Raw genomic sequence first — 15,270 nt, forward strand, 5'->3', positions numbered from 1 at the left:
AGTTATCCACAGTTTCCACAGGGGTTAACACCATGACAAGAAGAGTTAATGAATCCCCGTGATCCGATCACCTTTAGCGAACAGCGCTCCGGATGCGGCATCCGACGAATATTGCTCTGGTTCCGACGAACGAGGTCACTAGGATGAATACTCCCAGCCAGATGTCAAGGGAGCGTCCGTGAAGTTCCACGTCAATCGCGATGTGTTCAGCGAAGCCGTGTCGTTCGTGGTGAAGCTTCTGCCGCAGCGCAATCCGCAGCCGATCCTGGCCGGTGTGCTCATCGAGGCCACCGCAGCGGGTCTGTCGCTCGCCGCCTTCGACTACGAAGCATCCGCTCGCACGACGATCGAGGCCACCGTCGACGAGCCAGGCACGATCCTGGTGCACGGCCGTCTGCTGAATGAGATCTCGAGCCGGCTGCCGAACGCGCCGATCCAGATCGAGGTCGACGAGGATGGTGGAATCGTCCTTACCTGCGGTTCGGCTCGATTCACGCTTTCCTCCATGCCCGTGCAGGAGTACCCGGCGATTCCCGAGGTCTCGGGTCAGTCGGGTTTCGTTCCGGCTGAAGACTTCGCGACCGCTATCGCCCAGGTCGCATTCGCGGCCTCTCGCGACGATGTCACTCCGGTGCTCACCGGCGTGCAACTCGAGGTCAGCGGTACTGCCCTCAGCCTGGTTGCGACCGACCGCTACCGTGTCGCACTTCGAGAGATTCCGTGGGATGCAGCCGGCGTCACCTCCGATGAGCCGACGACTGCGCTCGTTCCGGCACGCACGCTCACCGAGGTGGGTAAGACGTTCGCCCACGGTGGCGACATTTCGATCGCGTTCTCAGGAACAGGCGATCGCGAAATCATCGCGTTCTCTTCGGGCAACAAGACCGTGACCTCGTTGCTCATCAAGGGCAACTTCCCGCCCGTCCGCCGGTTGTTCCCCGAAGCAACCGAGCACCACGCCGTGGTGAACACCGCAGATCTCGTCGAGGCCGTTCGCCGTGTATCGCTCGTGCTGGACCGGTCGGCTCCACTGCGTTTCACGTTCACGACCGACAGCGTGTCGATGGATGCTTCGGGTACTGAACAGGCGCGGGCCACCGAGTCCGTCGATGCGAACCTGGTCGGCGAAGATGTCACTCTTGGCCTGAACCCGCAGTACCTGCTCGAATCGCTCGGTGCGGTCAAGAGCGAGTTCGTCCGCATCACGTTTACCTCGAGCGAGAACGCGAACAAGCTCAGCCCGGTTCTTGTCACTCCGCAGACTTCGGTCGACAAGAGCGGTGAAGAGTCGTTCCGGTACCTGCTGCAGCCCAACCTGCTCCTGAGGTGAACGCGGTGTCGACACCGCCGCGTAGTCTGACTCGGTGATCGTTGAGCACCTGAGCCTCGTGGACTTCCGCAACTATGCGGCAGCCGAGGTCGCGTTGCATCCCGGTCCCAACGTCTTCGTCGGACGCAACGGTCAGGGCAAGACAAACCTCGCAGAGGCGATCGCCTTCTTCGCCACCCTGGGCTCGCACCGCGTGTCGAACGACGCTCCGATGGTGCGCGATGGTGCGGATGCTGCCATCATCCGCGCGCGCCTCGCCCACGGTGAGCGCCGAGTCCAACTCGAGGTCCAGCTGAATCGCCAGGGATCCAACAAGGCGCGGGTGGGTGGGGCGCCTGTGCGCACCGCCGAACTTCCGCGCTACGCGCAGGTTGTGCTGTTCGCCCCCGAAGATCTGCAGATCGTTCGTGGTGATCCGTCTTCTCGGCGCCGCTTCAGTGACCAACTGCTGATACAGCGCATCCCGCGCATGGCGGGCGTGCTCAGCGACTACGACCGAGTGCTCAAGCAGCGCACCGCCCTACTCAAGTCCGCACGCGCCCGCGGAATCCGCGGTGACGCACTCTCGACACTCGACGTGTGGGACGACAAGTTGGTGAGCCTGGGCACAGAGCTCATCCGTGCGCGTCTTCTGCTGGCGAACGATCTACGCCAACCGCTGGTCGATGCGTACACGTCGATCGCCGGATCCGATCACCAGCCGCAGCTCGAATGGGCGCTGTCCATCCGCGGTGCGGATCCCGAGGAGGGCAGCGATACCGAGGTCGCCGGCACTTCGGCAGGCGAGCTCGAAGAGCAGTTCCGCGAGGCTCTCGCTGCGCGGCGCGCAGCAGAACTCGATCGCGGTCTCACGCTCGTGGGTCCGCACCGAGACGACCTGGTGCTCCGCGTGCGCGGTCTTCCGGTCAAGGGATACGCCTCCCACGGTGAGTCGTGGTCGGTAGCGCTGGCGCTGCGTTTGGCCTCGGCAGAACTCCTCCGCGCCGAGTCCCAACTCGGCGACCCCGTGCTGATCCTCGACGACGTCTTCGCTGAACTCGACACGGATCGACGGGCCCGGTTGGCCGAGCTCGCTGGTCGCTACGAACAGGTCATCGTCACTGCCGCCGTCGAAGCAGACGTTCCGGTGGGATTACGCGTGCAGATCGTGCGGGTTGAGGCGGGTCGCATTCTGGAGGCGACGGATGCCTGAACCCGGCGAACCCGACACGACAGCGGTCGAGAGCACAGCCTCCAAGAAGAAGGCACCGTCCGAGGCATCCGCTGACGTCCTTCCCGAGACCGTCGCCACCTACCTGCGCTTGCGCGGACTGCAGCCGTCTGCGCGAACGTACCGCCGACGCAAGCGCACCCGCGATGATGACGAGAATGCCCCCTTTACACCCGGTCGCGATCCGCGCGGGGTTGGCGATGTGCTCGCCGCCATGACCCGAGACGCCGGGTGGGAACCCCAGTTGGCACGCGAAGACGTGGTGAACGCATGGGCAGAAGTCGCCGGTGACAACACCGCGCAGCACACGCATCCGGTGGCATTCCAAGGGGGAACCCTGACGGTCCAGGCCGACTCCACGGCGTGGGCGAAACAGCTCCAGTTGATGCGGTCGCAGATCCTCACAGAGATCATCCGACGCTTCCCTGCGGCGGGAGTGGATACAGTCCGCTTCATCGGGCCTGACGTCCCCTCCTGGAAATGGGGCCCCAGAGCCATTCCAGGGCGCGGCCCACGCGATACCTACGGCTAAGTCACGTCCGTAGGTGTCGCGGCGGATTTGGTCGCGCCAGACGGGCATATGACCACGCAGGATGTCGTCGCGCGCGATAGACTGGAGGGGCACGCCGACGACCGAGCTGGAGCGCGAAATACTTATGACCTCTGTGAATCCCGACAGCGTTCCCCAAGAACCCGCAAAGCCGACTCCCGCTCCACGCGAGAAGACCGGCGGTGAGTACGGGGCAGACGAGATTCAGGTCCTCGAAGGACTCGAGGCGGTCCGCAAGCGGCCCGGTATGTACATCGGGTCGACCGGCCCGCGGGGCCTTCACCACCTTGTGTATGAAATCGTCGACAACTCTGTCGACGAGGCACTCGCCGGCTACGCGGACGCCATCGACGTGACGATCCTCCCCGACGGCGCCGTGCGCGTCATCGACAACGGCCGAGGCATCCCCGTCGACATGCACAAGACCGAGGGAAAGTCCACCGTCGAGGTCGTGCTGACCGTGCTGCACGCCGGGGGCAAGTTCGGTGGTGGCGGTTACGCCGTGTCGGGTGGTCTGCACGGTGTCGGTTCATCCGTCGTCAACGCGCTCTCGTCCCGCCTCGATGTCGAAGTGAAGCGTCAGGGTTATGTCTGGCGCCAGACGTACAACACCGGGGGCGTGCCGCAATCACCCCTCGAGCGTGCTGAGAAGAGCGACGACACCGGAACGATGATCACCTTCTGGCCCGACGACTCGATCTTCGAGACGGTCGAGTTCGAGTACGACACCCTCCGCACCCGTTTTCAGCAGATGGCGTTCCTCAACAAGGGACTCCGCATCGATCTGCACGACGAGCGCCCTGCTCACGCCTATGAGAAAGAAACCGAACCCGGCGAGTTTGTGCTCCAACAGCCGACCGACTCGTTCCTCTACGAGCGCGGGCTCGTCGACTACGTCGAGCACCTGAACCACGTGCGCAAGGCCGAGCACGTGAATGACGAGATCATCGCCTTCGAATCCGAAGACGGCGATCGCAAGATCTCGCTCGAAGTAGCCATGCAGTGGACGACGAGCTACACCGAGAACGTCTTCACCTACGCCAACACGATCAACACGCACGAAGGTGGCACCCACGAAGAGGGTTTCCGTGCGGCGCTCACCACTCTGGTGAACAAGTACGCGCGTGCGAACAACATCCTGAAAGACAAGGACGAGAACCTCTCGGGCGATGACGTCCGCGAGGGCCTGACCGCCGTCATCTCGGTCAAGCTCGCCGAGCCGCAGTTCGAGGGTCAGACCAAGACCAAGCTCGGCAACACCGAAGCGAAGGCTTTCGTCCAGAAGGTCGTCGGTGATCGCCTGGGTGACTGGTTCGACCGCAACCCGGTTCAGGCGAAGAACATCATCCGCAAGTCGCTTGATGCCGCGACGGCTCGACTCGCCGCGCGCAAGGCTCGAGAAACCGCCCGACGTAAGAGCGTGTTCGAGTCGGCGGCCATGCCCGACAAGCTCAAGGACTGCACGAGCAAAGACCCCGCGATCAGCGAGATCTTCCTCGTCGAGGGTGATTCGGCCGGCGGTTCAGCAGTTCAGGGTCGCGACCCGCACACCCAGGCGATCCTCGCGCTGCGCGGCAAGATCCTCAACGTCGAGCGGGCGCGGCTTGATCGAGCACTCGGCAACAAAGAGGTCCAGGCGATGATCCAAGCCTTCGGCACGGGCATCGGTGAAGACTTCGACATCGCCAAGGCGCGGTACCACAAGATCGTGCTGATGGCCGATGCCGATGTCGACGGTCAACACATCACGACTCTGCTGCTCACCCTGCTCTTCCGCTACATGCGCGGACTGATCGAGGCCGGCTACGTCTACCTCGCACAGCCGCCGCTGTTCCGGTTGAAATGGTCGAACTCAGCGCACGAGTACGTTTACAGCGACCGTGAGCGCGATGCGCTGCTGGTCGAGGGTGTTGCCCAGGGCAAGCGCATCCCGAAAGACAACGGCATCCAGCGCTACAAGGGTCTCGGCGAGATGAATGACAAAGAGCTCTGGGAGACCACGATGGATCCCGAGACGCGCACTCTCAAGCAGGTGACGATCGACGACGCGGCTGCGGCCGACGAGATCTTCACGATCCTCATGGGTGAAGACGTCGAGTCGCGTCGCGGCTTCATCCAGCGCAACGCCAAGGACGTCCGCTTCCTCGACATCTGATGCGTGTTCCCTCCGCGGTGACACCGCGGAGCGAGACCACACGCATACAAGGAAAGAATTCACATGACTGACGAGATCCGCCCGGACGAGACGCCCGCCCACAACCACGGCAAGATCGACCAGATCGATCTGCAAGCCGAGATGCAGCGCAGCTATCTCGACTATGCGATGAGCGTCATCGTCGGGCGTGCGCTGCCCGATGTCCGCGATGGGCTCAAGCCCGTCCACCGCCGCGTGATCTACGGCATGTACGACGGCGGTTTCCGTCCCGACAAGTCGTTCTCCAAATGCGCGCGTGTCGTGGGCGAAGTGATGGGTCAGTACCACCCGCACGGTGACTCACCGATCTACGACGCCCTTGTTCGTCTCGTTCAGCCCTGGTCGCTGCGTTATCCGCTGGCGCTCGGTCAAGGAAACTTCGGTTCCCCGGGCAACCAGGGTGCGGCGGCTCCGCGATACACCGAGACCAAGATGGCTCCCCTCGCGCTCGAGATGGTGCGCGATATCGAAGAAGAGACCGTCGACTTCCAAGACAACTACGACGGTCAGACGCAGGAGCCCACGGTTCTGCCCGCTCGCTTCCCGAACCTTCTCGTCAACGGTTCGGTGGGTATTGCGGTCGGTATGGCCACGAACATTCCCCCCCACAACCTGCGCGAGGTCTCGTCGGGTGCGCTGTGGGCACTCGAGAATCCGGATGCTTCGCGTGAAGAGCTGCTCGAAGCGCTCATGGAGCGCATCCCCGGCCCCGACTTCCCCACCCGCGCGCAGATTCTGGGTACCAAGGGCATCAAGGATGCCTACCGCACCGGTCGCGGCTCGATCACGATGCGTGCCGTCATCAACGTCGAAGAGATCCAGGGCCGCACGTGCCTGGTGATCACCGAGCTGCCGTACCAGGTCAACCCCGACAACGTAGCGGTGAAGATCAGCGACCTCGCCCGCGAGGGCAAGATCACCGGCATCGCCGACATCCGTGACGAGTCTTCCGGTCGCACCGGTCAGCGTCTCGTCATTGTTCTGAAGCGGGATGCTGTCGCCAAGGTCGTGCTCAACAACCTCTACAAGCACACCCAGTTGCAAGAGAACTTCGGCGCCAACATGCTGGCGATCGTCGACGGGGTGCCGCGCACCCTGCCTCTCGACGGGTTCATCTCGTACTGGATCACCCACCAGATCGAAGTCATCGTCCGTCGCACGCGGTACCGCCTGCGCAAGGCCGAAGAGCGCATGCACATTCTGCAGGGCTACCTCAAGGCCCTCGATGCGCTCGATGAGGTCATCGCGCTCATCCGACGCTCGCCGACCGTCGACGATGCCCGCACTGGACTGAAGTCCCTGCTCGAGATCGACGACATTCAGGCCGATGCGATCCTCGCGATGCAGTTGCGTCGCCTCGCGGCTCTCGAGCGCCAGAAGATCATCGACGAGGCGAACGAGCTCGAAGCCCAGATCGTCGACTTCAAGGCGATCCTTGCGGACGAGCTGCGTCAACGTCACATCATCCGCGACGAACTCACCGTGATCGTTGATCGTTTCGGCGACGAACGTCGCACCGAGATCCTGCACGGATTCGACGGCGACATGTCGATGGAAGACCTCATCCCCGAAGAAGAGATGGTCGTCACCGTTACGCGCGACGGATACATCAAGCGCACCCGGAGCGACAACTACCGGTCTCAGCACCGCGGGGGCAAAGGTGTCAAGGGCGCGCAGTTGCGCGCCGACGACGTCGTCGAGCACTTCTTCGTCACGACGACCCATCACTGGCTGCTCTTCTTCACCACGAAGGGTCGCGTCTACCGGTCGAAGGCGTACGAACTGCCCGAGGCCGGCCGTGACGCCAAGGGTCAGCACGTCGCCAACCTCTTGGCACTGCAGCCCGGTGAAGAGATCGCGCAGATTCTCGACATCCGCGACTACACGGTGGCCACCTACCTCGTGCTGGCAACGCGCGGCGGACTGGTCAAGAAGACCCGCCTCACTGACTACGACACGAATCGCCAGGGCGGCGTGATCGCCATTCGTCTGCGCGACGACGCGTCGGATGACACCGAAGAGCACGGCGACGAATACGCCCCCGGCTCGGACGAGGTCGTCAGCGCCCTGCTTGTCGACGAGGGCGATGACATTCTGCTCATCAGCCGCCACGGAATGTCGCTGCGCTTTGCTGCGACCGACGAGACGCTGCGTCCGATGGGTCGCTCGACCTCGGGCGTGAAGGGAATGTCGTTTCGCGAGGGTGACAGTCTGCTTTCGGCATCCGTCGCCACTGACGACGGCTATGTCTTCGTGGTGACCGAGGGCGGCTACGCCAAGCGCACCGAGGTCGTCCAGTATCGAGTCCAGGGTCGCGGTGGTTTGGGCATCAAGGTGGCCAAACTCAACGACGATCGCGGGGTGCTCGCGGGTGGGTTGATCGTCGTCGAAGACGACGAGGTCCTTGTGGTTCTTGCCAGCGGCAAGGTGGTACGCTCTGCCGTGGCCGAGGTTCCTGCCAAGGGTCGCGACACCATGGGTGTCGTATTTGCCCGCCCCGACGAGGACGATCGCATCCTGGCGATCGCGCGAAATGGGGAGCGAGGGCTGGCCGCACAACTTGAGGCCGCCGCCGCAGAGGCCGACGCCGAATCGACTGATGAGCAGGCCTCATCTCCCGAGATCCCCGAAGAGAGTACTGACGCATGAGCACCGTAGCCGACAAGCTCGCAAAGAAGTCCAGTCACAAGACGACGGCCAAGCAGGTCCGTCTGCGCCTGGTTTACATCGACTTCTGGTCGGCCGTGAAACTGTCGTTCCTCGCGGCGATCGCCATTGCAATCGTTACCGTCGTCACCTTCTTGCTGGTGTTTACGGTTGTGAGTTCTACCGGACTCATTGACACGGTCGACGAGTTCTTCATGAGCATCACGGATGGGTCGTCGATCCAGGCGTTCGTGGGTCTCCCGCAGGTCATGGCATTCGCCGCGGTCGTCGCGATCCTCAACCTGATCGTCGTGACTGTCATGGGTGCGGTGGTCGCAGGAATCTACAACCTCGCGGTCAAGGTCACCGGTGGACTATTGGTCGGATTCACCTCGAACTGATCGATTCGTGAAAACCTCCCGGTTCGGGTAAAGTCTTGGAGGTTGACGGCGGAAACTCCGGCACGATTCGGGGCTATAGCTCAGTTGGTTAGAGCGCTTCACTGATAATGAAGAGGTCCCAGGTTCAAATCCTGGTAGCCCCACTCCCGAAGCCCCGGGGCCTTAGCTCAGTTGGTAGAGCGCCTGCTTTGCAAGCAGGATGTCAGGAGTTCGAATCTCCTAGGCTCCACAAAATGTGAGCGCCGTTCCGCAAGGAGCGGCGCTTCGTCGTGATGCCGGTGCCTCGATAGGCTGAAGCATGGATATGCGAGTCGCGGCGTACGCGATCATCGTCGATGGGGACGACCGTATTCTGCTCGCGCATTGGAACGAGGGTCGGCGGGCAGCCTGGACCCTCCCGGGTGGCGGACTCGAGGACGGTGAAGAGCCCGAGAGGGCCGCTCGCCGTGAAGTCACAGAAGAGACCGGCTACAAGGTCGTGCTCGATGACCTGCTCGGCATCCATTCCCGCGTGATTCCGCCTGCACGCCGGCTCAGCGACGTGAGCGAACCACTGCATACTCTGCGCATCGTCTATCGCGCGCACGTCGTAGGTGGGACACTGCGCAACGAGAAGAACGGTTCGACCGATCGTGCGGAGTGGTTCCCACTCTCGAGCGTGGCGGATCTGCACAGGGTCAAGCTCGTCGACATCGGCATGCAGATGGCCGGGCTCTCCGTCGAGGGCCACGAATGACCGGATGCTACTGCCCAGACTCCTGCGAAATGTCGGCGACCGTCGCACCGTAGCTCGAGATCAGGTCGTCGGCCTCGATGAACAGACTGTACTCGTGTGCGCCGGCGCCCATAGCGATCCGCTTGCCCACGATGCGCTCGTCGGCGAAGATCGGCCAGTCGCCGTCGGCACCGAGGGGAACAATCGTGCCGCGCTCGTACCCGGTGGCCGTGAGGGCGACCGCAGCATCCGGCATCTGCAGTTTGTTCACACCCACCAGAGCGCGCAGTTTCGGCCATGAGATCGCTCGATCACCCGGAATCAACGCGAAGAGGAAGGTATCGTCGGCACGTTTGACCACGAGCGTCTTGATGATGCCGGCCGGGCTGAGCCCGAGCAGTTCTGCAGCTTCCGCGAGACTCTTCGCAGCGGGTCGCTCTCGGATCTCGATCTCAAGACCGCGCAACGAAGCCGCGGCCCGCACTCTCGTGAGGCCCGCGGCTTCGTCAGCGATCACGCGTCGGGTGCGCGCAGCGGGTCGTCAGCGACCCAGAGCTCATCGTCCGCGCGCAGCGTCTGCCAAGCGGCGTACAGCACCGCCGCAGCAGCGGCAACGCCGAGGATGATGGCGAAGATGCCACCGGCACCGATGCCCTTCTTCTGCGGAACGACTGCAGCGACTGGCTTGGCGAACGCCGAGAACGCGCGGCTCGAGGCGAGCCGCGCGCGGGTTTCACCCGCGGCATCCCACGCTGAAAGCGCTTGACCGACGACGCCACCGACCGTCGGAACGATCTTCTTTTCGATCACGTCCTTCGAGACCTTGACGCCCTGGTCGACGAACTGCGCCCCGCGGTCAACGACTGGTGCGCCGTACTTGCCGTAGGTCGCCTGTACCTGTGGGACGACCTGCTCGCGGTGCAAGTGGCCGAGTTGCCGACTTGCTTCGCGGGCAACGTTGGCCGCCTCCCCAACGAGAATCTGTTGCGACTCCCACAGGCTGTTGGCCTGGGTCTGCAACTTGCTGAGTTCCTTCTTGCGCTTGCGGCTGAGGCTCACGAGGCCCTCCCATTCTACGGGGGATGTGGTTCTGTCCATCTTGCCAGACCTACGCCAAGGCGGAAGCCTTCCCACCGAACTCTGAGAGAATAGTCGACATGCCTCAGCACACTTCAGTCGCCACTTTCCACACCAATCACGGCGACATCGTCGTCAACCTCTTCGGTGACCACGCTCCCCGCACCGTCCAGAACTTCATCGGCCTCGCCGACGGGACCGGAGCATGGACGAATCCTGCGACCGGAAAGCCCGGTGAAGGACCCCTCTACAAGGACGTCGTCTTCCACCGCATCATCGACGGCTTCATGATTCAGGGCGGCGACCCGCTCGGTCAGGGAACGGGTGGCCCGGGCTACACGTTCAACGATGAGATCTCTCCCGAGCTGACGTTCACGGCTCCGTACAAGCTGGCGATGGCCAACGCCGGCCTGCGCCGCAACGCCATCACCGGCAAGGCTGAGGGTACGAACGGCTCGCAGTTCTTCATCACCGTGCCGGGTCAGGGTGGCCGCGGACCGGAGTGGCTGCAGGGCAAGCACACCATCTTCGGTGAGGTCGCCGACGAAGACTCCAAGGCTGTGGTCGACGCCATCGTGGCTGTGCCGACCGCTGCAGGTGACCGGCCGATCGAGCCCGTCGTCCTGCAGTCTGTCGACATCGTCGCGGTCTAGTCCGCAGCCATTCCCGTGACTTCGGCCGATTTCACTCGCAACAGCGACAACTACTGCTACCGGCATCCCGACCGACAAAGCTTCGTGCTGTGCCAGCGGTGCCTGCGGACGATCTGCCCCGAGTGTCAGACTCAGGCAGCCGTGGGGGTTATCTGCCCCGAGTGTATGAAAGAACAGCGGTCGCAGGCCACCGGTGCTCAGCGCAAGGCGGAGCGCCGCTGGGCGAGCTCGCGGCCGGTAGCGGTCAGCGATTCACGACCGCTGGCTACCTACGGCATCATCGCCGTCACGGCGCTCGTGTATCTCGTGACGCTGATTCCCGGGTTCGGTGACACGGTCCGCGAAGCGCTGCTGTTCCGGGCTCGTGATGTGCTGTTCCCCGACATCGTCGGAACCTTCCAGCCCTGGCGGATCGTCACGGTCGCACTCGTGCACGGCAGTTTCATCCACGTCGCCCTGAACATGCTGGCGCTGCTGTTGATCGGGCGAAGCCTCGAGCCACTCCTGGGGCGTTGGAGGTTCATCACGCTCTACGTCCTGAGCACGATCGGTGGCTCGGCGGCCGTGGCGTTGATCGCACCGGCCATCCCGGTGGTGGGGGCATCCGGCGCGATCTTCGGACTCTTCGGAGCGCTGATCGTGATCGGTCGTCACCTCGGCGCGAACATCGCCGGCATCGCCGTGGTGCTGGGCGTCAACTTGGTCATCGGCTTCATCCCCGGTTTCAACGTCTCGTGGCAGGCGCACGTGGGCGGGCTCGTCACCGGACTTCTGGTCGGCCTCATCTTCACTCGCACACGCGCACCACAACAGCGAACGCTGCAGATCGTGCTGCTGTCGACCGTCGCGGTCGGTCTCATCGCGCTGTTCTTCGTCGCGCGGCTACTCGTCCTCGCCTGAAGTTATCCCCAGCTTTATCCACAGCTGGGGATGAATTACACCAGTGTGATTAGCGCGAGCGAAATCGCCGAGAGAGCATGGCTAGCGCCAGCGCGTCGTCATCAGGAAGCCGACGAACGCGATGCCGAAGCCGACAACCAGGTTCCAGCCGCCGATACCGGGGATCGGGTAGAGCGTTCCGCTCAAGTAGAAGACCAGCACCCAGACCAAGCCGATCAGCATGAGGCCGATCATGATGGGCTTGAACCACACCGGGTTGGGTGCGGCTTCGCCTTCTGCGCGCTCGATGAGCGTCTCGTCGTCATTGCCGCGTCGTGCCATGGCATGAAGTCTATCTGCCAGCGCGGCCACAGCATGTGCTGGCTAGAATCCACCTGTGGATGAGATCGTGACGGATGCCGGGGGTGGCGCTTCTTTGCGCGACGAGTCTCGTCCTGCCCGGCCACGTCGACGGACGTCTTTCGTCGGCGTGATCGGCGAGATCCTCATCACGGCCGGTGCCATCACACTCCTCTACGTTGTCTGGCAACTGTGGATCGGCGATGTGATCTACGGCGCTGAGCGCAATGCATCGGGCAACGAACTGTCTCAAACCTGGGCACAGGAATTCACACCCGAGACGCCGCCGTCGATCGCCCCCGACCAGCCCGAGACTCCGGTTCAGGTCGAGCCCGTGATCATCGCCGAGCCCGCCGACGCTGAGCAGTTCGGAGTGATGCGCGTTCCGCGGTTCGGTGCGGACTACGCGTTCCCGATTGCGGGTGGAGTGTCGCGCGCACGGACACTGGATCCGATCGGGATCGGTCACTACCCGGGCACCGCCATGCCCGGCGAGGTGGGCAACTTCGCACTCGCCGCCCATCGCACGACCTGGGGCAAGCCCTTCAACCGCATCGCTGATCTTCACATCGGCGACGCGATCGTCGTTGAGACCCAGGGTGGGTGGTACACCTACCGATTCCGCACGCTGGAGTACGTCACGCCGGACGAGGTGGAGGTGCTGCTTCCTGTGCCGCAAGCGGCGGGCATCCCCGCCGGTACGAAGTACATCACCCTCACCAGTTGCAGCCCTATGTTCGCGATGACCGAGCGGATCATCGCCTATGGCGTGTTCGAGTCGTACACACCCCGTGACGCGGGCCCGCCCGCCGCTCTCAGTGAGGAACTCTGATGTACGCCGCACTATGGAGCGTGCTTCCCGGCCCGTGGTGGGTTCGTCTGCTGATCCTTCTCATCCTTCTTGCGGCGGTCCTCTACGGGTTGCTGTTCTACGTCTTTCCGTGGATCAGCCAATTCGTCAACCCGCAAGAAGTCACCGTCCAGTGAGCATTCTGGTTGTCGACAATCACGACAGCTTCGTTCACACCCTCGTCGGCTACCTGCACGAGCTCGGTGCGGGCACTCACCTCGTCGAGGCGGACGCGATCGACGACGCGCATGCCGCGATCCAGGGCCACGCGGGAATCTTGATCTCTCCGGGACCGGGCGCTCCCACGGCGGCCGGGGCATCGATCGCCGTCGTGCACGCCGCGTCGGCTCGCGCAGTTCCGCTACTCGGCGTGTGCCTGGGCCATCAGGCGATCGCCGAGGCCTACGGGGCCACGGTGGCGCGTGCCCCGGAGTTGATGCACGGGATGACCTCGCTCGTGCACCACGCGGGCGACCCGCTGTACGACGGACTCCCCGATCCTTTCGTCGCCACCCGGTACCACTCGCTCGCGATCGAGCCGGCGACCATGCCAGCCGAACTCATGGTGACGAGCCGCACCGAATCCGGCGTCATCATGGGCGTCGCCCACCGCACCGCGCCGATCCAGGGTGTGCAGTTTCACCCCGAAAGCGTGCTCACCGAGGGTGGGTATCGACTGCTGGGCAACTGGCTGAGTCAGGTCGGGTACGCGGATGCTGCGGTCCGCGGCGCGACGCTGCATCCGCGCCGCTGAGTCAGCTCACCTAGGTACCCGAGCAGAAGTTCAGAGTGATCTGCGAGCGGATCGGTTGGTCACCGGGTGCAAGCGACTGCGACGCGACTGTGGGCGGAGCGTCCGCGGGACAGCTCGGGTCTTCCTGAGGTATGACCTCGAGACCGAGGCCTTGCAGTTCGCGTGTCGCCGCGTCGATCGTGTAGCCCGTGACATCGGTGATCGTGACGAGACCGGACGCTACGACCAGGTTCACGGCCGTACCGAGCGCGAGTTCGGTACCTGCGGTCTGATCGGCAGAGATCACTGTTCCGCCCGCGAGTCCGGGGTCGTTGCGTTGCGTTACTGTGCCGAGAACGAGCCCGACGCCGGTGAGCGCCTGAGCCGCGGCATCCTGACTCAACCCCTCCAATGTGGGAACGGCAGCCACCTCTTGCCCCGTCGACACGTACACCCGAACCGTTTGCCCGGGGCTGACCGATGCATCGGCTTCGGGATCGGTCCTGATGACGTTGCCGATCGCCACGTCTGCGTTCGATTCATCCACGCGGAAGGCGAGGAGGTCGACGGCAGAGAGTTCGGTGTTCGCGCGTTCGTATGTCATGCCCGAAACGTCGGGAACGATGCGTGCCGTCGAGGGAGGCGTCGACTCCGGACGAATCGAAAGCACCCAGAACAGCACCGCGATCAGCAGGACGGCGAGGACAGCAACCGCCGCCCAGATCCACGCCACGGGAGGCCCCGCCTGTGTCCGACGCATCGTCGTGTCGGTACTCAGCTGGCGGAGTGACCGAGCGGTCTCGGCAGCCTGCCGAGGGTTCGGTCCGTAGAGGTCGTTGGTGAGCGCGCCGACCTGACGCTTCGAAGGGCCTTTACCGTGGACCGTGGCATCGAGCGCATCGCGGAACGATGCGGCGTCCTGATAGCGCTGGAAGGGATCCTTCGCCAGCGCGCGTAGCGTCACCGCGTCGAGGGCGCGCGGCACACTCTCGCGGATCTCGGACGGCGGCAGCGGCGCCTCACTCACGTGCTGATACGCGACGGCGACCGGCGACTCGCCACGGAACGGCGCGCGGCCCGCGAGAAGTTCGTACAGGACGACACCGGCCGAGTACAGGTCGGCGCGCGAGTCGACGGGGTCACCCTTAGCCTGCTCAGGAGAGAAGTACGCCGCTGTGCCGATGATCGCGGTGGTCTCGGCGACCGTCGAAGACGAGTCCGACACTGCACGAGCGATGCCGAAGTCCATGACCTTGATCTGGCCGACGTCGGTGACCATCACGTTGCCGGGTTTGATGTCGCGGTGGACGACTCCCGCGCGGTGCGAGTACTCGAGCGCTTCGAGGATGCCGTCGACATAGCGAATCGCTTCGGGGACCGGAACCGGCCCCTCGGCGATGATCTCTTTCAGAAGGCGCCCATGAACGAGCTCCATCACGATGAACGGAACCGGTCGCACGGTGCCGTCGGGTTGCGTCTCGGAATCTTCACCGGCGTCGTACACGCGGACGATCGTGGGGTGCGCCATGCGCGATGCTGCCTGCGCCTCGAGGCGAAAACGCGTACGGAACGTGTTGTCGCTCGCGAGGTCACGGTCGAGGATCTTGATCGCCACCTGCCGACCCAAGGTGAGATCGAAACCGCGATAGACGCTCGCCATACCGCCCCGGCC

At 63.8% G+C, this 15,270-nt stretch carries 16 protein-coding genes and 2 tRNA genes; 14 read left to right on the forward strand and 4 right to left on the reverse strand.

Going from position 1 to position 15,270, the window contains the following annotated elements:
• Window positions 1-178: 178 nt before the first annotated feature.
• The 9 genes from dnaN (at window position 179) to LG299_RS11180 (ending at window position 9,067) form a co-directional block, all read left to right on the forward strand.
• Complete coding sequence (gene dnaN, locus LG299_RS11140) at window positions 179-1,330, forward strand: DNA polymerase III subunit beta (RefSeq protein WP_404430192.1); 1,152 nt, start codon at window positions 179-181, stop codon at window positions 1,328-1,330.
• A 34-nt stretch (window positions 1,331-1,364) separates the two neighbouring features.
• Window positions 1,365-2,522, forward strand: coding sequence for a DNA replication/repair protein RecF (gene recF, locus LG299_RS11145; protein WP_404430194.1), 1,158 nt, complete (start codon window positions 1,365-1,367; stop codon window positions 2,520-2,522).
• A complete protein-coding gene (locus LG299_RS11150; protein ID WP_404430196.1) occupies window positions 2,515-3,072 on the forward strand; it encodes a DUF721 domain-containing protein in 558 nt (185 codons plus the stop codon). The genes recF and LG299_RS11150 overlap by 8 nt, the downstream gene beginning before the upstream one ends.
• Before the next feature lie 124 nt (window positions 3,073-3,196).
• The gene (gyrB, locus tag LG299_RS11155) at window positions 3,197-5,245 is read left to right on the forward strand and encodes a DNA topoisomerase (ATP-hydrolyzing) subunit B (RefSeq protein ID WP_404430198.1); all 2,049 of its coding nucleotides are present in this window, start codon (window positions 3,197-3,199) and stop codon (window positions 5,243-5,245) included.
• A 63-nt stretch (window positions 5,246-5,308) separates the two neighbouring features.
• Window positions 5,309-7,933 (forward strand): DNA gyrase subunit A, encoded by a 2,625-nt coding sequence (gene gyrA, locus LG299_RS11160; protein WP_404430200.1) that lies wholly within the window; start codon window positions 5,309-5,311, stop codon window positions 7,931-7,933.
• Window positions 7,930-8,331: a DUF3566 domain-containing protein gene (locus LG299_RS11165; protein ID WP_404430202.1), complete on the forward strand. Its 402-nt coding sequence runs from the start codon at window positions 7,930-7,932 to the stop codon at window positions 8,329-8,331. The genes gyrA and LG299_RS11165 overlap by 4 nt, the downstream gene beginning before the upstream one ends.
• 69 nt (window positions 8,332-8,400) lie before the next feature.
• Window positions 8,401-8,474, forward strand: a tRNA-Ile gene (locus LG299_RS11170).
• A gap of 13 nt (window positions 8,475-8,487) precedes the next feature.
• Window positions 8,488-8,560: transfer RNA gene (locus LG299_RS11175), tRNA-Ala, on the forward strand.
• A gap of 69 nt (window positions 8,561-8,629) precedes the next feature.
• The gene (locus LG299_RS11180; RefSeq protein WP_404430204.1) at window positions 8,630-9,067 is read left to right on the forward strand and encodes an NUDIX hydrolase; all 438 of its coding nucleotides are present in this window, start codon (window positions 8,630-8,632) and stop codon (window positions 9,065-9,067) included.
• Window positions 9,068-9,074: 7 nt separating this feature from the next.
• On the opposite strand, the gene LG299_RS11185 is transcribed toward LG299_RS11180, so the two are convergent.
• Both LG299_RS11185 and LG299_RS11190 read right to left on the reverse strand, forming a co-directional pair.
• A complete protein-coding gene (locus LG299_RS11185) occupies window positions 9,075-9,563 on the reverse strand; it encodes an aminoacyl-tRNA deacylase (protein WP_404430206.1) in 489 nt (162 codons plus the stop codon).
• Window positions 9,560-10,105 (reverse strand): DNA helicase, encoded by a 546-nt coding sequence (locus tag LG299_RS11190; RefSeq protein ID WP_404430208.1) that lies wholly within the window; start codon window positions 10,103-10,105, stop codon window positions 9,560-9,562. The genes LG299_RS11185 and LG299_RS11190 overlap by 4 nt, the downstream gene beginning before the upstream one ends.
• 98 nt (window positions 10,106-10,203) lie before the next feature.
• Between LG299_RS11190 and LG299_RS11195 the strand changes: the two genes are divergently transcribed.
• Window positions 10,204-10,776, forward strand: a complete 573-nt coding sequence (locus LG299_RS11195; protein ID WP_404430210.1) for a peptidylprolyl isomerase — start codon at window positions 10,204-10,206, stop codon at window positions 10,774-10,776.
• 15 nt (window positions 10,777-10,791) lie between these two features.
• The gene (locus LG299_RS11200; protein WP_404430212.1) at window positions 10,792-11,676 is read left to right on the forward strand and encodes a rhomboid family intramembrane serine protease; all 885 of its coding nucleotides are present in this window, start codon (window positions 10,792-10,794) and stop codon (window positions 11,674-11,676) included.
• Window positions 11,677-11,757: 81 nt separating this feature from the next.
• On the opposite strand, the gene LG299_RS11205 is transcribed toward LG299_RS11200, so the two are convergent.
• Complete coding sequence (locus LG299_RS11205; protein ID WP_404430214.1) at window positions 11,758-11,997, reverse strand: cell division protein CrgA; 240 nt, start codon at window positions 11,995-11,997, stop codon at window positions 11,758-11,760.
• Between the two features lie 55 nt (window positions 11,998-12,052).
• On the opposite strand from LG299_RS11205, the gene LG299_RS11210 reads away from it, so the two are divergent.
• Genes LG299_RS11210 through LG299_RS11220 form a run of 3 tightly spaced genes read left to right on the forward strand, consistent with a single transcriptional unit; the run spans window position 12,053 to window position 13,619 of the window.
• Window positions 12,053-12,847: a class E sortase gene (locus LG299_RS11210; protein ID WP_404430216.1), complete on the forward strand. Its 795-nt coding sequence runs from the start codon at window positions 12,053-12,055 to the stop codon at window positions 12,845-12,847.
• Window positions 12,847-13,002: a hypothetical protein gene (locus tag LG299_RS11215; protein WP_404430218.1), complete on the forward strand. Its 156-nt coding sequence runs from the start codon at window positions 12,847-12,849 to the stop codon at window positions 13,000-13,002. Before LG299_RS11210 ends, LG299_RS11215 begins: the two co-directional genes overlap by 1 nt.
• Window positions 12,999-13,619 carry an anthranilate synthase component II gene (locus LG299_RS11220; protein WP_404430220.1) on the forward strand — a complete coding sequence of 207 codons (621 nt, stop codon included), beginning with the start codon at window positions 12,999-13,001 and terminating at the stop codon, window positions 13,617-13,619. The genes LG299_RS11215 and LG299_RS11220 overlap by 4 nt, the downstream gene beginning before the upstream one ends.
• A gap of 10 nt (window positions 13,620-13,629) precedes the next feature.
• On the opposite strand, the gene pknB is transcribed toward LG299_RS11220, so the two are convergent.
• The gene (gene pknB / locus LG299_RS11225; protein WP_404434866.1) at window positions 13,630-15,258 is read right to left on the reverse strand and encodes a Stk1 family PASTA domain-containing Ser/Thr kinase; all 1,629 of its coding nucleotides are present in this window, start codon (window positions 15,256-15,258) and stop codon (window positions 13,630-13,632) included.
• Between the last annotated feature and the right edge of the window lie 12 nt (window positions 15,259-15,270).

This window comes from Microbacterium lacus, from assembly GCF_044794305.1.
In the GTDB taxonomy this organism is placed as follows: Bacteria; Actinomycetota; Actinomycetes; order Actinomycetales; family Microbacteriaceae; genus Microbacterium; species Microbacterium lacus_B.